This is a genomic window from Shewanella maritima (genome assembly GCF_043643735.1).
In the GTDB taxonomy this organism is placed as follows: domain Bacteria; phylum Pseudomonadota; class Gammaproteobacteria; order Enterobacterales; family Shewanellaceae; genus Shewanella; species Shewanella maritima_A.
The window spans coordinates 61,994-85,975 of record NZ_JBHZSM010000002.1; the positions used below are offsets into that span (position 1 = coordinate 61,994).

A 23,982-nucleotide genomic window follows, 5' to 3' on the forward strand; every position below is an offset into this window, starting at 1 on the left:
TTGTGCTTTAGCAGTATTAACAGCGCATACCTGCTGTTGACCAAGTGTCTATTGCTTAGCTTGGCATAGGCCACAAAATACTGTTGCCCGCTGACCCAGTTTTATTTCACTTAATAAATTGCCGCATTGAGTACAAGTTTCGCCGCCGCGGCCATACACATGTAATTTTTGGGCAAAATATCCCGGTTTACCGTCGGCATTGGTAAAGTCTTTTAAGGTGGTACCACCTTGTTTAATTGCATTAGCCAAAATGCGTTTCACATGGACAACGAGCTGCAGCAGTTGTTCGTGACTCAATTTACCAGCAGCCGTCTGAGGATGAATGCCGGCTGCGAATAAGGCTTCATTGGCATAAATGTTACCTACACCAACAACAATATGATTATCCATCAAGCACAATTTGATGGCTTTGGTTTTGTTGTTGAGTGCTTGCACTAAATGAACGGCATCAAAATCATCACTCAATGGTTCTGGGCCTAATTTGCTAAGTAATGGGTGTGTCAGTTCAGGGAGTTCGTGCCAAAGCCATGCGCCAAACCGTCGAGGGTCGTTGAATCTCAACATTTGACCATTATCGAGAACGAGGTCAATGTGGTCATGTTTTTCTGGCGGCGTGTCACTGGCCAAAATTCGTAAACTCCCTGACATACCTAGGTGCACAATGGTTACGCCTGCTTCGGTATCAAGCAATAAATACTTTGCTCTTCGCCTAATGGCTCGAATGACTTGCCCTTCAATATTGTGGCAAATATCAGGTACAGGCCAACGTAAAGAGGGATTGCGTACAATTAACTTTTTGACTTTTTGTTGGCTTAAATGCGGTGCAATACCTTGGCGGGTGACTTCGACTTCAGGTAGTTCTGGCATGGAGTGAAATGTCCTTTTGCGGCAAATCTGAATAAAATTTATTGAATATTGGCATCCACAACGGGCAGTAAGTGAGATCGCAAGGAAGGTGGGATGTGGTACCAATTATTCGCGCTCGACTGTAATAAACCCATTTTAGGGTAATATTGCCACTGCAGCGCTTGGTTATTATTGGTGGTTTTAATCGTAATACTTATCGATTGGTCATTAATCTCTTCGACGCTTTCAAGCAAAGACACTTTAATTTGTTGCCATGCTGAAGCCCATTGATCACAATTTAATACAGTGGTTTCGCACTGCCACTGGCCGTTAAGTTGGCGTAACCAAAGTGTACGGTTATCTTGCTGAAGTTGAAGCTGTGCAAGGGGAGTGTCGTCGTTAAATAACGGAAGTACGTCTTCAGGTAGTGATTGGGTTTGGTTGTCTAATAATGACAGGGTACCAATCATTAATAAACTAGCGATGATAATAATGCTATTCCATTTTTTTCGCGACAAAGCCATTGTGTTCTCACTCAAGGTTTAACCAGCATCGATTATGGATGCGGAATTTGACACAGCATTTAACTAGGGCCTGTTTATCAACAAAGAACAACAGGCCAGTACCAATAAATGCAGTGTATCACCAACTGAGTTGAATTCGAATTGGTCAGCGAGCCATTGGCCTAGATGACCCGTTAGCCTCCGGTGGCATTCATAAAGCGCAATACTTGTACTTCATCAGTTTTACCAAAATGATGCTCTTTTGGCTTGCGCTTGATCCCTTCGAGAATGGCTTGTTTCAACTTGTCGATATCACCTGGGTGTTCACGCACAATAGTCTTTAAGTCCACTGAGTTCTCGTTGCCTAAACACAGTAGCAGACGACCTTCAACGGTTACGCGAACGCGATTACACTCGTGGCAGAAGTTATTGCTGTGCGGTGAGATGAAACCAATATGGGTTTGGCTGTCCGGCATTTGGTAATAGCGTGCAGGCCCACCAGTGCGCTTGCTGGATGGCACCAGTGTATATGCTTGCTCGATAATTTCTCGCACCTCGGCACTAGAACAATGGCGGCTTTGTTTGCGCTCGTCCATCACGCCGAGTGGCATTTCTTCAATGAAGGCAATATCTAGATTACGTTCACGGCAGAAATTGACTAAATCAATCACTTCATGGTCGTTTTGTCCGCGCAAAATCACAGCATTGATTTTTATTTTGGTAAAGCCTGCTGCAATCGCGGCATCAATGCCAGCAACAACTCGCTCGAGTTTGCCGTTACGTGTGAGTTGGGTAAATAACTCAGGGTTCAAGGTGTCTAAGCTAATGTTGAGACGCTTAAGCCCACTGTCAAATAATGGCTGGGCTAGTTTACTTAAGCGTGAACCATTAGTGGTCATGGATAAGTCTTCTAAGCCAGGTAGCTTGCCTAAAGAAGCGACTAAATGGTCGCAATCGCTGCGTACTAGAGGTTCACCACCTGTTAGGCGGATTTTTTTCACACCCATTTCAGTGAATGCTTGGGCAATCCAAGATAACTCTTCCAGGCTCAGTACATGATCTCGTGGTAAAAACTCAGGGTCTTCACTCATGCAATAGACGCAGCGAAAGTCGCATCGGTCAGTGACCGACAAGCGTAAGTACTCTACGCTGCGATTAAATTGGTCGATGATTTGACTCATATATAACCTTAAAGGATGTCAGAAAAAGGCTGAATATAAACCGTGTCACCGGCAGGTACAGCGTTGGGCTGCTCGCCAATCACAATTAAACAGTTCCCTTGTACCATAGAGTTAAGCATACCTGAGCCTTGTGCTCCGGTAGATTTTACATGCAGCTTTCCGTCGTTACCCACATGATAAATACCGCGTAAAAATTCAGTACGACCTTGTCGGCTGCGTAAATTCTCATCAGCAATTGCTGGCAAGAATGTTGGTTGCCATTGTTGCTCACCAGCCAGTTTACGCAGTGCTGGTTGTACAAACTGCATAAATGACACCATGACCGCAACAGGATTACCTGGTAAACCAAAGAACATGCTGTTGTTGAGTTTGCCGACGGCCAGAGGTCGCCCAGGGCGCATATTAATACGCCAGAAGTTAATCGCGCCGAGTTTCGCTAATGCTGTTTTGATGTAATCAGCATTGCCAACCGATACGCCACCAGAGCTGATGACAATATCCGCTTGTTCACTGGCTTGAGTAAGCGTGGCCATTAGCGCATCTTCGCTATCTTCAATGATGCCCAAATCTATCACATGGCAGCCGAGCTTCTTCGCCATGGCTTTAATGGTGTAGCGGTTTGAGTCATAGATGCAGTTTGCTTGCAATGGCTCACCCGGTTGACTAACTTCATCACCTGTAGAGAATACGGCAATAGTCGGTGCTTTCACGACTTGGGCATGGGTTAACCCTAGCGAAGCCATTAAGCCAACATGTGCTGCTGACATGCGAGTGCCAGCTTTGAGTGCCACAGCATCTTTAGCGATATCTTCACCAGCCAGACGAACATGTTGTCCAGTCTGAATGCTGTCAGTTTCCATTAGCGTGATTTTGCCATCTTGCTCTTGGGTCAGTTCACGAGGTTGGATAGTATCAGCGCCTTGAGGTACTGGTGCGCCTGTCATGATGCGGACGGCTTCACCTGCTTGTAATGTCTTGCCATATTCATGGCCTGCAAGTACTTCACCCACAATAGTGAGGTCACTGCCATCGACGCTTGCGTGAGCAAAAGCCACACCATCCATCGCTGAATTAGTTTGCTGTGGTACATTCACCGGTGAAATAACATCTTGCGCTAAAACGCGGTTATCTAAACCATCAAGCTGGCATAACTCTGTGTCTAGGCTAGCGTTGATTTGATCTAATACATAAGTCACACCTTGCGATACGCTCAAGCCTTGCTGATATTCTTCGTTGCTGTCCAACACTGCGGGAACTGAGATTGGCAGCTGAGCCGTGGGTTGTTGCCAGTCTTGTTGATACTGCACAACAAAGTCTGCAATTTGCGAGACATTGTTTAAATCTAAACGGGTTAGTTCATCGGGTGTTTGAGTGTCATCACAACATGCAATCGCCACGATGTTTTCATCATGGGTGTGGATTAATGGCTTACCATGCGAGGCGCGGTGAAGCTCTATTTTCGGTAGCGTGAGCTTCTTAAAACCTTCCACTAATACAATATCAACTTTGTCTGCTTCAATCTGGCGTAAAAGATGATCCAGTTTTGGATCATGGCCAACAGGGTCTTCCGTCATTAATGCCCAGCGCACATGTGAAGCCACCAGCATTTGTCTCGCGCCAGCTTTACGCATTTCATAGCTGTCTTTGCCAGGAATATCGACATCAAAATTGTGATGAGCATGCTTGATCACCGCAAGGCGAAGGCCACGACGATTTAATTCGGGGATCAGTTGTTTTAATAGGGTCGTTTTCCCTGTGCCGCTATATGCACAAAAACCTAAAACAGGTACTGGAAGTGGGTTAGAAAACGGAACACTCATATTTAACCTCTACTAATTACTGCGCAATTTCTGCAGCAAGTTGTTGTTTCTGTTCAGGGGTATTAACGTTGACAAAGGCATTAGGTTGATCGCTAAACTCTGCCACTGCACACTTGTGCTGAGCGTACCAAAAATCAATTTTACGCTCACCAGCATCTAAAAATGCTTTCATCGAGTCATGTAGATGCGGCTTAAGCAGTAATACCACGGGTTGTTCGCGCTTGCCGTCACTGGCTACGACTAAATCGGCTTGATTGTCTTCAAGGCAAGCTAACATTCTTGGAGCTAAATCTGTTGGCAGTAATGGGCAATCACATGGCACTACAAGTAAATAGTCTGCTTGGGTTTGGCTCAATGCGGTAATCATGCCTGCTAATGGGCCTAAATAGCCACTATCTTGATCGCTTACCACCTCAAAACCGAGCTTGGCATATATGTCTTGATTGCGATTGGCATTAATAATGATATTTGCCACGCTAGGTTGCAGACGGTCTATGGTGTGTTGGATCATAGGTTTAGCATTAAGTTCTACCAGACCTTTATCTTGGCCGCCCATACGACGAGCCATTCCTCCCGCTAATATAACGGCTTCAATTTGCGCTGACATATTGCAACTCCGAATGAATTGGCTGTTGGCGATGACTAGAATGAGGCACGTGATCGCTTAGTTGAATGCGGTTATGACTGATGTGCCAATGTTGCTGGCATAAGGCTGTTAAACCACAGGTTTGGTGACTGCTGATGAGTAGGCCTGTGCCTTCTTGTTTTAATTGATTGATCATTGCCAATACTAGCTTTTGAGATTGTTTGTCCATATTGGAAATGGGTTCATCTAACATCAACAGTTTAGGGCGGGTAATCCATACACGCGCCACGGCTAAACGTTGACGCTCGCCGCCGGAAAGGTCACTGGCATTACTTTTTAGTAAATGGCCAAGTTGTGCCATATCGATAGCTTTGGTAATTCTTTGTTGAAGCTCTTCTTGGGGCAATGTGCAGCTTGATGCGGCATATTCAAGATTATATTTTACTGAACCATCAAATAAATATGGGTGCTGGTGCAGATAAACTGCCTTACCCAATAAACTCGCTTTTTTCCACCAAGCATCTTTTGTAAAACCTTGGGATGATATAGTGCCAGAGCTGGGTTTCATGAAGCCTGCGAGCAGCTTCATGAGTGTTGACTTGCCTGTGCCATTATCGCCTTGAAGGTAAATTACATCACCCTGGGCGAAGCGTAACTTCGGCACAGTAAATAGTAACTTCTCTTCAAAGCTCATACTGATATCAGTTGCCGTAATTTGGGCTGTAATCGGTTGTTCTGATTTCATTTAATGGCTCCTCGGCATGGCTTTTCCACGTAAAGTACCGATAGTGAAATTGAGTATTAATGCTAGGATTAACAACACCAACCCCAGAGCGATAGCTTGAGCAAAATCGCCTTTACTGGTTTCTAAAGCGATGGCAGTAGGGATGTTACGGGTCATATGCATAATGTTACCCCCCACCATCATCGAACAGCCTACTTCGGTCAAAATACGACTAAATGCGGCAATGATTGCCAGCAGTAAAGGCCCTCTTAATTCTCGGCATAATGTCCACACTGCTCGAAACCATGAGGCGCCTAAGGTACGAGAGGTTTCCCATGCTCGGCGATCAACACTGGCAAAAGCGGCTTGCGATAACGCAATTAATACTGGAGCACAAATTAGCATTTGACCAAAAATCATGCCCTTTTGAGTGAATAGCCAGCGTAAATCGCCCATAAAACCATTGCGAGTTAATAACAAATAAACCAGTAAGCCAATTACAACGGTTGGAATTGATTGTAATGTTTGTACTAGATTGGTGACAATCCAACGGCCTGGGAAATTAGTGAAAGCTAAAATAAAGCCTAGCATCATTGATGGAATTAAGGTGATCAATAGTGCTGCAAACGAGACAGTAAAAGAGACATTAATGATTGACCAAACGTCTGGGTCAAATGAAAGCAGCAAGCTTATCGCTTGCTGCAGTAGAACTAACCAGCCTTCACTCATTCTTTATAAGTAGCCTTAAACAATTGTTCTCCCTGAACTTTAAAGTTGTTAATCATAGTCTGCGCTTCAGGGCTAATTAGCCAATCACTTAATGCGCGCGCACCCTTATGGTTTAACTCAGGGTATTTTTTTGGGTTAATAAGTACAATTTGATATGGATTAGCTAGCGCCTCACCACCTTCAAATGCAATCGCTAAATCTAAGTTAGCCTTGAAAGCAACATAGGTACCGCGGTCAGTTAGGGTGTAACCTTGCAGTTCATCTGTCATTAGCAATGTTTTGCCCATACCTTGGCCTACCGATGTGTAGCCCTTAAAGTCAGTTGCTACGTTTGCTTCTTTCCAAATAGCTAACTCTTTCATATTCGTACCAGAGTTATCACCACGAGAGATGAAAATACTTGGCTTAGATGCTATGTTAGCAAATGCTTGATTAACATTCTCGCTTGACTTAGCATTTGCAGGATCTGATTTAGGGCCTAAGATCACAAAATCGTTTTCCATTATACCGCGAGGCTCAATACCATAGCCTTCGGCTACAAATTTCGCCTCAGCAGCAGGAGCGTGAGTCATAACCACATCAACGTCACCTTGCTTAGCAAGCTTCAGTGCTTTACCTGTACCCGTCGCGATGACTTGTACACTGTAGCCAGAATTTTTCTCGAACGTTGGCAATATCGCTTTCAATAATCCTGAGTTTTCAGTACTTGTCGTGGTCGCTAATTTAACCACTTGCTCTGCCATAGCTGCCGAACTCATTGCCAAACTTGTTACTAAAGAGGCTGCCATGACTACTGCTACACGTGATTTTATTTTTAACATTGTCGCTCCATGATGATGAGAACATATTTGAATGAAAAAGTGGCAAACTTGCCATATAAGTCGTTTCTATTTAAATGAACACACCGTACAAGCAATTGTGATGCCATCTTTATATTTAAAAGTTTAGTATCACGGTCAAAAATGAATTTGTGAACTTGATCTCACGTAATTGTAAATTTAGCCGGACAAATTGTCTCAGCTCAAGATACAATTGGACATCCTGACCAAATGCATCAGAAAATCACCGAAAAATTGTGAAAAGAGAGACAATTTGTCCTTCTAGCAATCAAGAGAGAGTGTAAATGAATAATTCGTTCCCTACAGGTATGTCAGTTCTCATTGTTGATGATGAACCCGGTATGCGTAGCTTTTTGAATAAAGCGCTTTCAAAGAAGTTTGCCCTAGTTGAAACAGCATCCACCATTACTCAGGCTGAGCAAATTCGCAGTCAGGGGCACTTTGATTTATTGATTGTAGACATCCGATTGCCAGACCGCTCAGGGATTGAATGGCACGAGGCATTGGATGATCCTGACAGGCAGTCAGATATTATTTTCATGACGGGTTATGCCGATATGGATGTAGCGATTAAAGCGTTAAGGGCTGGTGCATCTGATTTCATCATGAAGCCGTTTCACCTTGAACAAATGATGACAGCGGTTGACCGTTGTATTGAGCGACGCTTGCTAAAGCGTGAGAACTTCATGCTACGCCGAGAACTTTCGCACGGCAAAGCATCTACGATTATTGGTCGTAGTGAATCCATGATGGAAGTGAAACAAGTCATAGAGCGAGTTGCCCCAACGAATGCGGTTGTACTTATTGAAGGTGAATCCGGTACAGGTAAAGAGCTAGTGGCACGTCAATTACACCAACTCAGTGAGCGAACGGGCCCCTTTGTACCTGTCAACTGTGGTGCTATTGCCCCTGAGTTATTAGGCAGTGAATTATTTGGTCACACAGCAGGCTCATTTACCGGTGCAAAAGGCAGCCGTGAAGGCTTATTTAGTTTCGCATCAGGCGGAACAATTTTCCTTGATGAAATTGGTGAAATGCCAATGAACATGCAAACAGCATTACTTAGGGTGTTGGAGCAGCGTGCTATTCGTCCAGTGGGTAGTGAAAAAGAGGTCGCCATTGATGTACGTATTGTGGCAGCTACCAACCGAACGCTTGAGGATGAAGTTGAAGCTGGACACTTTAGACGAGACTTATTTTACCGTCTCAATGTATTGAATATTCTTATCCCACCTCTGCGTGCAAGAGCGGAAGACATTGTTGAGTTAACTCACTACTTTACTATGCAGATTTCACGAGAAATGGGCATAAAAGAAATCATTTGGAGTCATGATGATTTGCAAGTGTTGCAGCAGCATCAATGGCCAGGCAACATTCGCGAGTTACGCAATATGATTGAACGCTGTATTTTGTTAGGCAAACCACCTGCAGAATACTGGAAAGTTGATGTCGCTGAGCCAGAGCCTGAATCCATGGGGTATCCACTTGAATGGCCATTAAAGTCAGTGGAGAAGCATCATGTTATGCAAGTTGTTGATGCTCATGGAGGCAATAAGTCAGCAGCAGCCAGAGACTTGGGGGTTTCACGAAAGACGTTAGACCGCAAATATAAGGAATGGGCTGAAATTAGCAGCCCTGATGAAGACAAGGAAGTGTAACTATGTCGTTGTTTCAAAGCCTTTTCGGGATCACATGGCAACAAATGCGAGCCAAAGTACGCTACCGCCTATTGGTTTTGACACTTTTGCCCATTTTGATGACGCTAGTCAGCCTAGTGTTTATCACTATCTACTGGAATATTAGTTACACAGGTCAGCAGCTGTTTATGAAGGTAAAGGCTGACCTTGCTGTCGCTAATAATACCCTGATGCAGGTGCAAGAAGGGCAAAAGCAGCAATTGATCAATATTAGCCATTCTTGGGACTTTCATACCTCGTTTACCCAGCTAAGTAATAGTAACCGGCAACAGCAAACTCAAACTCAAACCTTGATGAACCAACTGTTAGATAGCCAAGCTGAGCAATATAACTTAGATTTTCTCAGAATATTGAACATTACCGAAGCAGCGGCCGATCCTGATTTACGCTTGATGTTACCCAATGTTCAAGGGGGACAACCTTATTCAGCGATTATTACACTATCTGCACAGAAGCTGGCACGGATTGATGTTGAACTAGCTGAGCGAGCGGTAGTGCCTTTAACGGCAACAATGCGAGCACAATCTCCAATCAAAAAAGTTGAAAGTCGTGGTTTAGTCAGCCGAACAGTATTACCGATAATGGATGTTAACGGTAACGTCGTGTGGTACTTAGACAGTGGTATTTTAATTAATCACAATACTGAAATAGTCGATTATATCCGTGACTTAGTCTACGCTGACGGCACTTTACCTGAGCGTTCTATTGGTACCGTGACGATATTTTTGGATGATGCAAGGATCAGTACCAACGTCCCTCTCAATGAAATCGGTAAGAGTGGTGATGAGTTTGAACGTGCAGTCGGAACCTTGGTATCTGATGAGGTACGCAAAAAAGTATTGATAGATGGTGAGAATTGGATTGATAGAGCGTTTGTACTCAATGATTGGTTTATATCTGCCTACTCGCCTATTGAAGATATTCGCGGCCAAAGGGTTGGTATGATTTACACCGGCTTTTCAGAGTCGCCCTTTATCCATAACTATTTACTTAACATCATCGAGCTCGGCACGATCTTGATGTTGGTGTTATTGATTTCTGGCTTGTTAGTGTATCGGGGAGCTTATAGCTTGTTACAGCCGATAGAACAAATTCATCATGTAGTAAAAGCCGTTCAATCTGGTCGTAATGTCAGGATTGGGGAGTTAGGTTTAGAAAGTGAAAATGAGCTGTATGATTTAGCGGAGCAGTTTGACCGAATGCTCGACTTATTGCAGCAACGCAATAGCCAAATTCAAGCAGCGGCTGAACAGTTAGAAGTCAAAGTCGAGCAGCGCACCCATAGCCTAAAAACGAAAACGGAAGAGTTGCAAAAAAACGTGGCCCTGCTGAATGAGACACGACAGCAACTGGTGACCAATGAAAAGCTGACTGCATTGGGTGAGCTTACTGCAGGTATTGCCCATGAGATCAATAATCCAACAGCGGTGATCCTTGGTAATATGGAGTTGCTGAAGTATGAATTAGGTAACAAAGCTCAAGATGTAGAAGAAGAAATTGATATTGTTATTCAACAGGTTGGCAGAATAAGTACCATTATCCGCAGTTTGTTACAGTACTCCCGTCCGGGGGAGTTTAATGCACCTATAGCTATGCACCCTATCACGCCAATTGTTGAAGAAATGCTGGTGCTAGTCCGCCATTCTATTAATAAACAGCAAGTCGAGTTGATCAAAGATTTACAGGCAACCTGTGAGGTAGAAGTTAATCAGCCTCAGATTTTACAAGTGATGATTAATCTTGTGGTTAATGCTGCACATGCCAGTTGCGATCAAGGGCGCATTTTCATCAGGAGTTATGATTGGTTGGATGACAATGGCCAGCTGCAAGGCGTTAAAATTGAAATTGAAGATGAAGGCGTCGGAATCTCTGAAGAGCAGCTTAGTCGTATTTTTGACCCATTTTATACCACACGTAAAGATGGTACCGGTTTGGGGTTATCATTAAGCTACGGCATTATTAAGCGCATTGGCGGGACGATTGAAGTTGAGTCAACACTTGGTAAAGGCACGTTGTTCACTATTGGGTTATTCCATAAAGCCAAAGACGAATCGAGCTCCCAGCCATATTCAGGTATACATTTTGGTGGGCGATCGAAGTTTAGAAAATCGTAGTACAAGCCCACTGTAATCAATTTTTCTGGACTAATAGAATCGCTGATAGCAAATTTTAGACATAAAAAAAGCCGGGTGATGAAGCCGGCTTTTTAGGTGTTACTATAATAAATCGCAGGGAGGTAACTTAAGATGATGAGACTTTGTTTACCCTTGCTTGGAACGCACCTTAATGATAACAGTTATCATTAAGGTGTCAATAGTGGAACTAACTTTTTAATAACAAGTACGTAATATTTTATGCTTTTTTTGCATAGGTACTGGTGATTTTTTGCATCGTAATATGATGACTTATTACTCTGAGTATATTCAACCAACTGCTGATATAATTGGATTTCAGACAAAAAAAAGCCGGGTGATGAACCCGGCCACAGAATGTGAGCAATGTCGTGCTAATGTAAAACTCAGAGGCATAGTTAACCTGATGAGTTGTTAACTACTTGAGTTTTGGAACGCAAGTTAATAGTAATCATTATCATTTGCGTTTGCAAGCAGTAATCCAAATATTTTTTATTTTCACATACTGTTTCTTTTCAGCTTCCAGTTAAAGCTGCTTTTCTAAATGTAATTTATGCATGGCAACATTTTGAGATGATTCAGCCATACCGATAATGTGATAGTGGCGACTGACGAGCATATTAAGCATTGCATTGAACTTGTTGCGAGTTTTAACAGCAATAGATTGGTAGCCTTGTTTAGCAGCCCACTTCTCTTGATACTCTAGCATTGACGCGGCTAAGCCAAGTTGTCTGAAATCTGGGTGAACCCCGCCTAACCAACTATAGAACTGTTCAGGGCTTTTTTGATAACCAATTTTAAAGCCTGCTAATTCACCTTCAACGTAAGCGATAAGCACTAAGCAAGGGTTGTCCATTACGCGCGCTTCGATGTCAGCCATTGTCTGTGGTCGATCGAGCTCGGTGATTTGCTCAGTTAATTGGCAAAGTTCGGTAAGCACGTCAGCATCTAATGCTTCAAACGCTTTAATCTCTGTGGAGTACATCTACACTCTCCTAAAAATGACGACTAATTGTGCGTCATTGTAACAGGTCAGGCCAGTTGGTGTCGATGCGGGTTAAGGCATTGAGCGAACATGAACTGTGATCAAGTTCGCTCAATGATGATTTTTAAATCGCGCTTTAGCTTACGTTGATAAGCCTTTCGTTGGCGTTGTGATGAGCAGTTTGTCTTGTAATATCCTGAGCAGTACGCCGTAAGCAGGTAGAAATAAGCCTAAACTGACTATCAATTTAAACACGTAATCAACCGTGGCGATTTCAGGCCAGTTAGCGGCCATAAATGGGTCTGTAGAGGCATAAAAAGCCACACTGAAGAACACAAGCGTATCGACTAGGTTGCCCACCACAGTAGATGAGGCTGGCGCAACCCACCATTGCTTCAGTTGACGTAGTTTGGCAAAAACAGCGATATCCATTAATTGCCCCACCAAATAAGCCACGAAGCTAGCGAAGGCTATTCTGAAGACAAAGCTATTAAACTCAGCGAGTGAGTTCGTACCTTGAAATTGACCTTGGCTGAACAGAACACCAATTAAATAGGAAACAGCAATGGCCGGTAACATGGCTTTAAAAATGATACTTCTAGCGGCTTGTTGGCCAAAAATTCTCACGGTTAAATCTGTAGCCAAGTACACGAAAGGGAAGCTAAATGCGCCCCAGGTGGTATGGAAGCCAAAAAGCTGAAATGGGAGTTGAACGAGGTAGTTACTCGCGCAAATAATAACGATGTGAAAGCTGACTAAAAACGTCAGTGCTCGACGCGCCTGCGACGAAGATAAAGCTAACATATTGTGACCTTTTTAAATGTTAACGGGGTGAGGGAACCCGTATGTAAATGTTTAAGACCCTGTGGTTACACAGCATCTGTACAGAGTTTGGTGTTTATTATTGTGTTCGTCCAATAAAGATAGACTAAATACAGATAGTGTATTGAGCTTCATTTATGACGTATTTATCAAGTATCGTTGATAAATTGGGGGCGAGATATTACCACCGTTGTCTGAACAGTCAATCTGTTTTCAGCAAATATAGTAGGGTGGAGCAATTGTAGTCGCGATTGTTTTTGTGGAAGTATTTGATTAAAAATCAATTAGTATTGCAAGTATTGTGGCTAGTTTATTTTCAAGCTCTTGCCATTCAGCATCAGGATCTGAGCCCGCTACGATACCGGCTCCTGCAAAAAGGTTAATACGTCGAGGTTCAATCAGAGCACTGCGAATGGCCACTGAAAATTCAGTTTCATAACTGTTTAAGTAACCACATGCACCCGCATACCAACCTCGAGCGTAACCTTCTCGTTGGCGAATAAAGCTTAAGGCTGAATTTCGAGGTAAGCCACCGACAGCTGGAGTAGGGTGTAATGCTCTTAATAAATCAAAATCATCAATCCCAGGCTTCAGCTGGGCGCGAATAGCGCGGTGTAAGTGCTGAATATGAGTCAACTTGAAGATTTTAGGCATTTCTTCAGCACCTACATACTGACTAAGCGGTTCTAATGAATCAACAATATGCTCTCGAACCAACTGGTTCTCATGACTATTTTTACTGTCTTCGAGCAATTGGTTTGCTAGCTGTTCATCTTCTTCTTGGCTTAAACCGCGTACTGTTGTGCCAGCTAATGCTTCTGTGTACAGCTCTTGTTGGCGACGCAAATAAAGCCGCTCCGGCGAACAGGAAATAAATGCACGGTTTGGCGAGAACTGGAAGCCAAATTGAAAACTGTTAGGATTTCTGCCTTGCCAGCATGCCAGCACAGTCCAGGGGTCGATGGATGAGTTTACTTCAAGCTGGGTTTGTCTTGAAAGTACAACCTTTGGCGTGGTTTGATTAAAGTTATTTTGAGTGACTTGCTCAACTAGCTCTTTCCAGCGTGGATAGTTGGGTAAATCACTGCGCCCCATCAATGATAATTTATTGGGCGGCATTAACGGCTTGGGCTTTTGAACTTGCTGAATGTCAGCAATGGCAGCATTACATTCGGCCACTTGGTCATTATCATCAAAATTGAGATTCACCAATATACGGATTTTGTTACCATTTCGACGTATTTCAATACGAGGTAATACAAACCTCGCACGGCCAAAATCTTGCCAACACTCGACAGTTCGGTCAAATGCTAGGCCACCATAATAGCGGATATCCTGATTGTTCGCTTTGCCACGCTGTGAGTGGTACACATTGGCTAAACGCTCATCATCAATTTGCTCTTCATAGAAGAAGTCTTTACAGGCACCAATGGCCGCAACTTCTTCTACTTTGTCACGACCATGCCAATATATACGCGGGTACAAAGTCTGTGCACTTAACCAAGAAAGTACGGGTACGGAGCTCGCTTCAACGGACAGTTGAATGATCGGATCGACAGCTGGCATGGTTTTGATGCTATTTAACTTGTTGATTAACTCGTTAAATTGTTGGGAAAAAACATGGCCAGACAACGTGAGCTCCTGTTGTAATGATAAATAAATTGACACTTTTTAGTGAATCCAGCACCCAATTCTTTGGCTGCTGAGTTAAATCAGCCGCTAATATACCAGCACAAAACAGAAAAGCCGAATATCAATTATCACGTAGTGACGAATTTATATTGGTTGCTTTCAAAGCTAACAAATTGAAAGTGCAGGTGTTAAGTGATTAATAGAAAAGATACGCTTTTGCTTTCATCTAATAAATCGTAACCTGCTAAGTGATGTTTGTAAAAAAATAGCGCAAATAGTTTGGTAATCGGTGAAGGTAAAGCTTAAAATTATCTGAAAATTAAATCTAAAATTACAATAATAGCCCCCCCCTCTTTACTAGGAGTAACATTTGAATGGGCAGTTCTGTCTCATCAACTAATTTGATTAAGATTCCTGTTGTTAAACTCAAAGTGGGTATGTTTGTCACTGCTATTGACCGTGCAAATAGCCAAGTGGCAATTGCCCATGCAGGTCAAGTCAAAAGCAAAGAAGCAATCACTCGCTTAGCCAAGAACAATATTAAGTTTGTCTGGGTTGATGTTGAGCGCTCGGATGAAAGTTGTGGTCTAAAACCCGTTAAGCCTGAAAAATTATCAATTCAATCTGGCAAACCATTAGCTAAAAAGGCAGTGAAAACCCGAGATGGACAACAGACTAAAGCCAAAGTGATATTGTCTGAAGCGAAAGATTTAATCAAAAAAGTGATGGCGGAAACCTTTGAAGGTAAAGCCGTTGAAGTGGGACCATTTGAAGAAGTAGCCGATAAAATGATTGAGTCAGTGATGGATGATGCTGACGCTTTCCGTTGTATTTCGGCGCTGCGAACCAAAGACGCTTATTTGTTAGAGCATTCAATTAATGTTGCCTTCTTGTTGGTGACCTTTGGCCGATACCTTAAGTTAGACATCCAGTTAATCAGAGAGATGGCTGTTGGTGGTATTTTACATGACATCGGCAAAGTCAAAGTCGATAATAAAATCTTGCATAAACCTGCCCGCTTAACACCAGAAGAGTTTGAACTGATGAAAATGCATCAGGTGTATGCTGTTGACATTATGGCCGAAACACAAGGCTTATCGCAGGTGAGTAAAGATGTTTGCCTAATGCATCATGAAAAACTCGATGGTAAAGGTTACCCTAAAGGATTGAAAGGTGATGAAATACCATTACATGGCCGTATGAGCTGTATTGTTGATATTTATGATGCACTAACGGCTACCCGTTGTTATAAAGAAGCCATGAGCCCAGCCGCGGCGTTTAAGATATTAATTAGTCTGACGCCTTTTCACTTAGACCAAGCTTTAGTGTACGAATTTATTCGTTGTGTCGGTGTATATCCAGTGGGTTCATTGGTGCAATTATCTGATGAACGAGTCGGCATTGTGTGGGATTCAAAAGACCGAGATGCTTTGCATCCAATTGTTAAGTGTTTTTATTCGCTAAAGCATAAGCGATACACAGAAGTTGCCATGGTGGATTTGAAAAAGTCAGAGTTAAATATTGAGCGTGGCGTGTCACCCAGTTCGTTAGATGTAGACCCGAGCCCGTTTTATTAACCCAATTTTGGTTTTTATTGTGATCAATCAGCCACCTTCTGAGGTGGCTTTTTTATTGGCAAGAGATAAATAGCGTTGCAGTGAATGGGGAAAGTATTTTCTCGTTTGAGTTATGCCAAGCTGCAATGACTCCAAACCGTAATATAGCTAAAAAGGATACTATCTAAAACCTTATACCTGAGTGGAGAACGCTTGCGGTATATTCGGCGTTGTTTGTTGATGGTAAAAGCTAGATATTTGCTCCTTAAACTGGGCAATTACCTCAGGTGATTGCTGGCGTAAACGCTGCATGTTTATTTGCCTTGGCGCAGGAGCACTGCTTCTTTCTCTTGCTTGACCTGAAGCCTGGTTATGAAGATCACGTCGAGATAGAGCCGCGCTTTTGATTTGCGGTCTGATCAGCGTTTGCATTGCCGCTTTTTGTGCCTGCTGAGGCATCTGTTGATTGGCTTGTTGCTGCGCCGATTGCTGTTGAGCTGATTGTTGCTGTTGTTGTTTTTCTTTTACTGCATAAGCTGGCACTCGTTCATTTTGTGGATTGAACGCGCGCTCTTCATGAGGTTTGGTGAGTTGTTGAGGTGGGATGATCGGTGGTTTTTGCTGATTATCCGCACGCGCAAGATCCGTTGCGACATTACTCGTCGCAATGGGAACTTGAGGATAATTGGTATTAATCAGCATAAATAGTTAAATCACATGAACTTGGTGATCAAATTATAACCAATTTATTAAGTGGTTTCTACAATGCCTGTTGTTTAAGCCAAGGCTGTAGCTCTTCTAAAAACGCTTGTTGGTGAGAGATAAATGGCGCATGCGAGGCTTTTGTCAGCATAATATCTTGCATATTTGCTTGCTGCGGCATGTTATTCATGACGGTTTTAGGGACTAAACTATCTAAGCGACCCCATATACGCAGCCAAGGTTGCTTAATTTGCGGCAGTTGTTGGCGTATGTCTAATTGCTCTAAAAAGTGTAATCCTAATGCTAAGGTTGCCTCAGAGGGAAGTGGTTTAGATAGCACAAGTTGCTTGAGTGTTTTGATATCTGCTTTTGCGTGGGGACTTCCCATGGCTTGAATAGCTAGGAATTGTTCGACCGTTTTGGCTAGATTATTGTTCAACTGCTTAGCAAATTGCTGCAGCACTTTTGCTGACATCCCCGGCCAGGGCGCTTGGCCTACTTGTTCTTTTGCCATAAAACATGGAGATGAAGCTATCGTAACTAAGGCTTTGACCGATTGCGGATGATGTATAGCAACAAGGCTGGCAATTAAGCCCCCTAGTGACCAACCTAGCCAGATAGCTTGCTTTGGTAACTGCTGTGCCAGTGCCGTAATCCAAGATTCTATGTCATCATTTAATTCAGGACTGTCACCAAAACCGGGTAAATCAACCAAATGCACTCTATACTCAGCCAATGAAGGTAGCAAAGGTGCAAACACCTCACTGTTGACTCCCCAACCGTGGAGTAACACCAAATCTTGCCCTTGACCGAAGCTATTAATATGCAATAAAGCCTTGCCCATAGAAAAACCTATTTAATGGATTGAATAGAATGAAACGTCAGGATGACATCAAAACTCTGCTTAGCGCGTTGCTGGCACTGACTAAGCGATTAGTCACGCGTATCTTGCAGTTAATTGCTAGCAGTTTACCTAACCGATGTATGTTGTGTCAGCAATTGATTGACCAGACAGGCTATCAAGGTGTACTCGCTCAATATCATCTGCCTCAAATGACGCTAACAGGCGTGTGTCAGACATGCATGATATCCAGCCTTTATCAGCAGGAAGTGTGCTTAGGTTGCGCTAAACCCATGCAGGTATTTCAGCAGTATTGTGGCCAATGCCAAGTCACTGAGCCGACTTTAGTGATAACACCGTGTAGTTACCACCAAGGCGCAGCCCCTTTGATTACCGCAATAAAATATCACCAGCAATTAGCCCCCTTAGATGCTCTTGTTGTTGCATTGGCGATGAGAATTAAGGGATTAGAGCAGCATGGTCTATTACGTTTACCGCAAGCATTAGTGCCTGTTCCCTTACACCCGAATCGATTACGACAACGTGGTTATAACCAAGCATTATTAGTGGCGATGAGCTTAAGTCAGATGTTATCCATTCCGGTACTCGATAAAGCTTTAATTAAAGTGATTGATACGCCACCACAAGCAGGCCTTGATGGTAAAGCGAGACGTAAACATAATCAAAATGCGTTTACCTTAACAGACAATCCCAGTGTTCAGCGTGTTGCTATTATTGATGATGTATTAACTACCGGCTCGACCACCGACAGCATAGTGCAGTTATATGCTCAGCATGGCGTACATTGCCAAGTTTGGTGCTTAGCCAGAGCTGAAGCACCTAATCTAAGGTGAGGCATTTGAAGGGATATTTAATTTACCGCTGCCGGGAAAAAATACAGGGCATTGGCATAGAGTTTTTCTGAGCCTAACCAGATATTTCTAAACAGCAGGTTATCACTCAGCGCAACCACAGCGCCTTTTCCTTGGGTTTCAACTGCAATGGCAGCTTGATTAGCAAAAGCACGTTGATATTCTCTTGCTAAGTAGCCACTTATCAATGGTTGATCTTGATATTGCGCCACCATTGAAAACGGCTGATGAGTGCGGTTAAACGCGATAGCCTTGTTTTTCATTACTGGCAAGGGGTTGGCTAAACCAAACCCAAGAGGGTGTGATTCATCGAACTTTAAACCGACAATTGCGCCGCCTATGGATTGTTTGGCACGTAGTTCACTTTTTTGACTAAATTGCAACCCGTCTGTGTTAAACAGTTTTTGGTAAAAAGATTTACTCTGCAGACTGGCTTGTAGCAAGCTGTGTTCTTTTAAAGCGTGTAAAGCACCTTTTTGGGCAACAATGACACCACCTTGCTCCACAAATTCCTGTAACTTTTTGGCTGTCTCGCTGCTTAATAATCGATAATTACCATCGGCTAATAAGATATGACTATATGCAGACAAATTGACTCTAGAAAGTCGTTCTAAATTGATCATCGACGTGCTGAGTCCGAGCGTGCGGTCAAGGTAATACCAAAGTTCACCAGCCTCTGAGGCATTGATGCCAGAGCCTGTAATAACCAAGGGGGTAACCGGCTTAATGGTAATAAAATCGTCACTACCTAAATCGATTCCAGTAATGGCGTGAGCTGTCGAAACAGGTGTCACTGGTAAAGCGAGTGGATAGGTTATTTCTCCCACTAAATTCATTACTTGTTGCGGCGTTTTGCCGTCTTGTGACAGGGGAATTTGCAAGCTGCCAGCATTTAAGTTGATGCTGTCATTGCTATTGGCTTTATTAATGCTAAAAGGCTTGCTGGAAAACTTAACTTGCACGCCTTTAGCTTGTAGCTGTGCTAATGCAACAGCAGCATTGGTTTGTGACCAATCAATGAGTAAAGCTACGCTATTATAGGGCCAATGCTTAGGTGCAATACTGCCTTGATGCCAGTTTTGTGGCTTTTCTAGAATCCAGCTTTCTTCCACTGATGCATTGTTAACCACGCTAAGGGCAAATGCTGAGGCGAAATCCCAAGTAGAAATGTCGTAGAATGTGGCATCTTTAAAATCAGTACGCTTATCAAATAATGCCTCTAACAACGCTTGTTGTGACTGTTGATTAGGGATAAACAAACTGTCTTGGGGTGAATAGGTTTGCCCTGCATGATGCATTGACTTATTTAAATAGAAAAAACTAATTTGATGCTGCTGTAAGATGCTGGCTAATTGATCTCTGCGTTGATAATCGCCTTGGGTGTTAATCAATCTACCTCTTGGCTTCACCTTAGGTTTGCTGGCCTTTTTGGGTGTATAAAAGTCTTGTTGATACTGTATCAGTTCATCCTTAAGAGCCAGCGAGCCTTGTAGGCTAGAAATTGATGTCGTGAATTGATTATCTATGGCTGTTGTAAAATACACCACGCCGTTATCAGATTGCTGAGCTTGGCCTCGTGCACTGGCCTGTTCGAATAATACGCCAATGGCACCATTGATATCTGGGTAGGTCGAGCCTTTGCCATAGAAGAAATCGTCAAATGTTTGCTCTGAAAAATATACCTGTTTTACATCATCTAATGCTTTGCGATGAAACTCTGCCAATTTGTTGGTGAGCGCTTGGTTTGATTCAGGTGTTAACGGGTGAACTCTTTCTGGCACCCCTGGCTGGAAGAAATAACTTTGGTTATGCCACATTTCATGAAAATCGCCCACCATATGCGGTTGCCATTTATGGAAAAATGCGACGCGACCTTTAGATGCATCATGACGTAAAAACAACCAGTCGCGATTCATGTCGGCAAAGAAATGATTGCCTCTTCCCCCCGGCCAGTCTTGCACATGCTCTCTATGTTGTGGGTCGACAACGATATTCTGCCCTTTATGGTTATTAGCCCAAGTAGAGAAACGATCAAATCCATCAGGGTTTTGTACTGGGGTGATAAGCACAACAGCGTTGTTGAGTAACTGCTTGACCCATTTATCTTGGCTTGCTGATAAGTAGTGGCTCAATGCCATTGCTGCGTGGGCACCACTGGCTTCATCACCGTGAATAGAGTAGGCCAGCCAGATGATTAATGGCCCTGTTTGCTGCCGACCAGTCTTTGCATCTGCGCGCGATGCAAGAATGCGAGTGAGGTTTTTCTGGTTGTTATTTGAGGTGATCACCGCTGTAAGTTGATCCCGCTGTTGATAGCTCTTTCCTGCAGAATCAAGGCTAACGCGGTCACTTTGCTCAGCAAGTTGCTGCAAGTAATGGTTTATTTGGTCATGACGTAGGTGCCATTCACCAAGCGGGTAACCTAAATATTTGGCTGGAGTGGTAATGGTTTCATCTATTTTGGCCTGGGAGAGATATTGCTCAATACGAGACTCACTATTTTGGGCAAAACTGTGGCAGGTGAAAAACAGTAATCCAATAACGAGTAGGTAAAGGGGTCGAATAAAAGCCATTATTTATGAAGTCATTAATAAAACTAGGTTGCATAACCATAATGCTAACGAGGTTAAATCGCCAATAAAAACCGTGCTATGAGTCATATTTTTTGAGGCATAAATGTGTTTCAGGGCTACAAAGCAAATGAAACAAGGAGTATCATAGCGGTAATTCTTACTAATTTACTCAGGTATCCCCTGACGGAGCAGGTTTATATGATCAGCATTTCCGAAGCAGCTCAGGCGCATTTTGTAAAACTATTGGCAGATCAAGCTGAAGGCACACATATCCGTGTGTTTGTTATCAGTCCTGGTACTGCTCAAGCTGAGTGTGGTGTATCTTACTGTCCACCAGATGCCGTTGAAGCCGATGACACTGAACTAGAGTTCAATGGTTTTAATGCCATGGTTGATGAGAAAAGCGCCCCGTTTTTAGAAGAAGCTACCATTGATTATGTTACTGATCAGTTAGGCTCTCAACTGACGTTAAAAGCGCCAAATGCCAAAATGCGTAAAGTGTCTGATGACGCCCCTTTAGCTGAACGTATCGAATACATCATTCAGTCTGAAATTAACCCTCAGCTTGCTAGTCATGGTGGTAACATTATGTTGGTTAACATTGAAGAAGGTATTGCAACACTACAGTTTGGCGGTGGTTGTAATGGTTGTTCACAAGTAGACATTACCTTAAAAGATGGTATTGAGAAGCAGCTACTTGAGCGTTTCCCTAACGAGTTAAAAGGTGTACGCGATGTGACAGAGCACCAACATGGTTCTCACTCATACGCTTAAGCTTAATGCTTGTTTTTAAACCGCCTGATGGCGGTTTTTTTATGGGCGTGGCTCGAGATTCCTGCCTCTCTAGAGGTTTCAATTGGTTAGCTATCAGTCTAAAGTTATATAAAAAGTCATGAAGGATTAAGACATTGCTAGGTCGTTATCGTCACTTGGGATTTACCATAATTGAACTCGTTGTCGTCATCATAATATTGGCGATTATTGCTGTGGTGGCTGCCAGTAAGCTGCTCGATTTTCGTCGCGATGCTGAAATTAATCGTGTTAAGGCCGTTGCGGCTTCATATCAACAATCACTCACTTTTGCTCACACACGCTGGCTCATTGTCGGTAACAGCGGCCCGATGAACGATCTCCCTGGCTTTGCTAATGATGATCTGGATATGAATGCTGAAGGCTATCCTCTTGGCGTAGATAAAGGTAACCCTATGGGCAACCCAAGAAATATTGGCCAAGGGGGACAAGGGTGTGTTGATTTATGGAACAGTTTGTTAGAAGGCCCGCCAAGTGTGTCACTCAACTCAGTTGATAATGGCAGTGACTTTCAATCATTTCGCCATGTTGGCGAGATTGCAGGTGTTCAATCTCAATGTACTTATGTTTTACGAACCTTAGGCGATGAGTCAGGGCGTCGTAGGGCTGAAATCAGTATCGTTTATGACTCAATAGCCGGGACTGCAAAGCCAGTTTTTCAATAGGTTTCAGTTGCATAAGAATAAAAATAGCGCCAACTGGCGCTATTTTTTATGACGGAAAAATCAGTTTATGACGCTTGGGCAGCTGCTTTAGGCGACACGTTAGATTTTTTCGGCTTGGAAAATATTCTTCGGTAGAAGGTAACGGTGCTAAACACCAATATAGCCGTGCCTACTACTGCAATCAGAGTAATGAAGATAACGTATTTTAGTGGCATGTTTAACGCATCATGTAATGGGCGAACAAAGCTCGCCACTTGTCCTGAAAGCGGACGCTCACTGTGTTTAACTACCGAGGTTATTTGACCTGTATGATAATTAAAACCAATGCTATCGGCGTTACGTAACCAAACATCACTGTGCTCATCAAAACGGACTGAGTATTGTAAATCCTGTTTTTTCTGTGGTGCGGTAGCTTCACCTTGAGCTTGTCTTTGGCGAGCTTTACTTACACCTACAAGCTGTGAATCTGGCCAAATTAGCTGTGCCGTTTTGAGTTGACTGTGCCAATCTTGCGCTTGAGAGACAGGGTACTGAACCTGTTCTAGGTTTGTAGGTTGCTTTAATGCACCTGTCCATAATCCTTTGTAAGTAATTAAAAAGCCGGTAATACACAGAACAAATAATGGAATTGAAATAAACAAGCCAAGCTGAATGTGGCTTTTTAATAGACTGCTAGAGCGAGTATTTGTTGGAATACTTTGTTTTAAGCGGAAGCCTTTTCTTACACGCCACCATAAGTAGATCCCGACTAGCGTAATTAACCCGCCAACCAGTGATGCCCAAGCATTCACATACTTACCCACGTCACCCAGCAGGAAGTTACGGTGTAGCCAGAAAATAGTGCCGTACATAGGGACTTCTGACATTTTATAAGTCGATAACTGATTTAAATCTGTATCGTATGCGATTGATTCACCGCGTTTAGCGACTTCGATAAATGGTGAATGTTCCGTTGGGAAACGCACTGTGCCCATTTCTGGGTGCTTTTCGAAAAGGGTTTGGGTGATATCTGCTTTTTGTTCAATGGTTAAAGGCGCATATTGCTGTCCTTTATCATCAATGCGTTTGAGAATATCCATCGCACCTAGATAAACACCGGTTGATAACACGATCAACATGGTAAGGCTGATGGCAAAACCAACCCAATTATGGAACCATTTTAACGCAGGAACGACTTTCATTTTCAACCTATCTTGTGTCATGAATATCAATTTGCGAATGGTAATTAATATCATTTGCCTGTTCAATTAAAGAAGTGTAAAGATTGCAATGAGAGTGTAATAACTTGACTTAACTCAAGAAAAAACCATCAAGGCTTGACAAATTCGATACAAACGTAAAGGTTTTTTGGGTTGGCTTGAGTAAATTATTCTATGAAGCAGATTTAAGTTAATTGAAAAAAATAATGCTTGGATGGTACAGGTTGAGAGCCGACGATAATGTTGGCTCTCAACTTTATTTGTCGAC

The 23,982-nt window shown here is 43.0% G+C and carries 21 protein-coding genes; 6 read left to right on the forward strand and 15 right to left on the reverse strand.

Annotated elements, in window-relative coordinates:
- Positions 1 to 48: 48 nt before the first annotated feature.
- The 8 genes from mutM to ACHUGF_RS02480 form a co-directional block, all read right to left on the reverse strand.
- Positions 49 to 867 (reverse strand): bifunctional DNA-formamidopyrimidine glycosylase/DNA-(apurinic or apyrimidinic site) lyase, encoded by an 819-nt coding sequence (mutM, locus tag ACHUGF_RS02445; RefSeq protein WP_394129192.1) that lies wholly within the window; start codon positions 865 to 867, stop codon positions 49 to 51.
- A 38-nt stretch (positions 868 to 905) separates the two neighbouring features.
- The gene (locus ACHUGF_RS02450; RefSeq protein WP_394129193.1) at positions 906 to 1,385 is read right to left on the reverse strand and encodes a hypothetical protein; all 480 of its coding nucleotides are present in this window, start codon (positions 1,383 to 1,385) and stop codon (positions 906 to 908) included.
- 158 nt (positions 1,386 to 1,543) lie between these two features.
- Positions 1,544 to 2,530: a GTP 3',8-cyclase MoaA gene (gene moaA, locus ACHUGF_RS02455; RefSeq protein ID WP_394129194.1), complete on the reverse strand. Its 987-nt coding sequence runs from the start codon at positions 2,528 to 2,530 to the stop codon at positions 1,544 to 1,546.
- Positions 2,531 to 2,538: 8 nt separating this feature from the next.
- Positions 2,539 to 4,350: a bifunctional molybdopterin-guanine dinucleotide biosynthesis adaptor protein MobB/molybdopterin molybdotransferase MoeA gene (locus tag ACHUGF_RS02460; RefSeq protein WP_394129195.1), complete on the reverse strand. Its 1,812-nt coding sequence runs from the start codon at positions 4,348 to 4,350 to the stop codon at positions 2,539 to 2,541.
- Between the two features lie 16 nt (positions 4,351 to 4,366).
- Positions 4,367 to 4,957 carry a molybdenum cofactor guanylyltransferase MobA gene (gene mobA / locus ACHUGF_RS02465; RefSeq protein WP_394129196.1) on the reverse strand — a complete coding sequence of 197 codons (591 nt, stop codon included), beginning with the start codon at positions 4,955 to 4,957 and terminating at the stop codon, positions 4,367 to 4,369.
- Positions 4,941 to 5,681 carry an ATP-binding cassette domain-containing protein gene (locus ACHUGF_RS02470; RefSeq protein WP_394129197.1) on the reverse strand — a complete coding sequence of 247 codons (741 nt, stop codon included), beginning with the start codon at positions 5,679 to 5,681 and terminating at the stop codon, positions 4,941 to 4,943. The genes mobA and ACHUGF_RS02470 overlap by 17 nt, the downstream gene beginning before the upstream one ends.
- Positions 5,682 to 6,389: an ABC transporter permease gene (locus tag ACHUGF_RS02475; RefSeq protein WP_394129198.1), complete on the reverse strand. Its 708-nt coding sequence runs from the start codon at positions 6,387 to 6,389 to the stop codon at positions 5,682 to 5,684. It abuts the gene before it with no gap.
- Entirely contained in the window at positions 6,386 to 7,210 is an 825-nt protein-coding gene (locus ACHUGF_RS02480) for an ABC transporter substrate-binding protein (protein ID WP_394129199.1), read from the reverse strand. Before ACHUGF_RS02480 ends, ACHUGF_RS02475 begins: the two co-directional genes overlap by 4 nt.
- Before the next feature lie 302 nt (positions 7,211 to 7,512).
- On the opposite strand from ACHUGF_RS02480, the gene ACHUGF_RS02485 reads away from it, so the two are divergent.
- Both ACHUGF_RS02485 and ACHUGF_RS02490 read left to right on the forward strand, forming a co-directional pair.
- Entirely contained in the window at positions 7,513 to 8,886 is a 1,374-nt protein-coding gene (locus ACHUGF_RS02485) for a sigma-54-dependent transcriptional regulator (RefSeq protein ID WP_394129200.1), read from the forward strand.
- A gap of 2 nt (positions 8,887 to 8,888) precedes the next feature.
- Complete coding sequence (locus ACHUGF_RS02490; protein ID WP_394129201.1) at positions 8,889 to 11,039, forward strand: sensor histidine kinase; 2,151 nt, start codon at positions 8,889 to 8,891, stop codon at positions 11,037 to 11,039.
- Between the two features lie 544 nt (positions 11,040 to 11,583).
- On the opposite strand, the gene ACHUGF_RS02495 is transcribed toward ACHUGF_RS02490, so the two are convergent.
- The 3 genes from ACHUGF_RS02495 to ACHUGF_RS02505 form a co-directional block, all read right to left on the reverse strand.
- Positions 11,584 to 12,042, reverse strand: coding sequence for a GNAT family N-acetyltransferase (locus tag ACHUGF_RS02495; protein WP_394129202.1), 459 nt, complete (start codon positions 12,040 to 12,042; stop codon positions 11,584 to 11,586).
- Between the two features lie 141 nt (positions 12,043 to 12,183).
- The gene (locus ACHUGF_RS02500) at positions 12,184 to 12,846 is read right to left on the reverse strand and encodes a 7-cyano-7-deazaguanine/7-aminomethyl-7-deazaguanine transporter (RefSeq protein WP_394129203.1); all 663 of its coding nucleotides are present in this window, start codon (positions 12,844 to 12,846) and stop codon (positions 12,184 to 12,186) included.
- Positions 12,847 to 13,137: 291 nt separating this feature from the next.
- Positions 13,138 to 14,496, reverse strand: coding sequence for an isochorismate synthase (locus ACHUGF_RS02505; protein ID WP_394129204.1), 1,359 nt, complete (start codon positions 14,494 to 14,496; stop codon positions 13,138 to 13,140).
- Between the two features lie 374 nt (positions 14,497 to 14,870).
- Here ACHUGF_RS02505 and ACHUGF_RS02510 point away from each other — a divergent pair, with 374 nt between their 5' ends.
- The gene (locus ACHUGF_RS02510) at positions 14,871 to 16,073 is read left to right on the forward strand and encodes an HD-GYP domain-containing protein (RefSeq protein WP_394129205.1); all 1,203 of its coding nucleotides are present in this window, start codon (positions 14,871 to 14,873) and stop codon (positions 16,071 to 16,073) included.
- Between the two features lie 171 nt (positions 16,074 to 16,244).
- Here ACHUGF_RS02510 and ACHUGF_RS02515 read toward each other — a convergent pair whose 3' ends face one another.
- Entirely contained in the window at positions 16,245 to 16,754 is a 510-nt protein-coding gene (locus ACHUGF_RS02515) for a hypothetical protein (RefSeq protein ID WP_394129206.1), read from the reverse strand.
- Between the two features lie 58 nt (positions 16,755 to 16,812).
- Positions 16,813 to 17,598 (reverse strand): pimeloyl-ACP methyl ester esterase BioH, encoded by a 786-nt coding sequence (gene bioH, locus ACHUGF_RS02520; protein ID WP_394129207.1) that lies wholly within the window; start codon positions 17,596 to 17,598, stop codon positions 16,813 to 16,815.
- A 29-nt stretch (positions 17,599 to 17,627) separates the two neighbouring features.
- Between bioH and ACHUGF_RS02525 the strand changes: the two genes are divergently transcribed.
- Positions 17,628 to 18,449, forward strand: coding sequence for a ComF family protein (locus ACHUGF_RS02525; RefSeq protein ID WP_394129208.1), 822 nt, complete (start codon positions 17,628 to 17,630; stop codon positions 18,447 to 18,449).
- 17 nt (positions 18,450 to 18,466) lie between these two features.
- On the opposite strand, the gene ACHUGF_RS02530 is transcribed toward ACHUGF_RS02525, so the two are convergent.
- A complete protein-coding gene (locus ACHUGF_RS02530; protein ID WP_394129209.1) occupies positions 18,467 to 21,040 on the reverse strand; it encodes a M14 family metallopeptidase in 2,574 nt (857 codons plus the stop codon).
- A gap of 198 nt (positions 21,041 to 21,238) precedes the next feature.
- On the opposite strand from ACHUGF_RS02530, the gene nfuA reads away from it, so the two are divergent.
- Positions 21,239 to 21,814, forward strand: a complete 576-nt coding sequence (nfuA, locus tag ACHUGF_RS02535; protein WP_394129210.1) for a Fe-S biogenesis protein NfuA — start codon at positions 21,239 to 21,241, stop codon at positions 21,812 to 21,814.
- Between the two features lie 134 nt (positions 21,815 to 21,948).
- Entirely contained in the window at positions 21,949 to 22,515 is a 567-nt protein-coding gene (locus ACHUGF_RS02540) for a prepilin-type N-terminal cleavage/methylation domain-containing protein (RefSeq protein WP_394129211.1), read from the forward strand.
- A gap of 65 nt (positions 22,516 to 22,580) precedes the next feature.
- On the opposite strand, the gene ACHUGF_RS02545 is transcribed toward ACHUGF_RS02540, so the two are convergent.
- Positions 22,581 to 23,696 (reverse strand): PepSY-associated TM helix domain-containing protein, encoded by a 1,116-nt coding sequence (locus ACHUGF_RS02545; RefSeq protein WP_394129212.1) that lies wholly within the window; start codon positions 23,694 to 23,696, stop codon positions 22,581 to 22,583.
- Between the last annotated feature and the right edge of the window lie 286 nt (positions 23,697 to 23,982).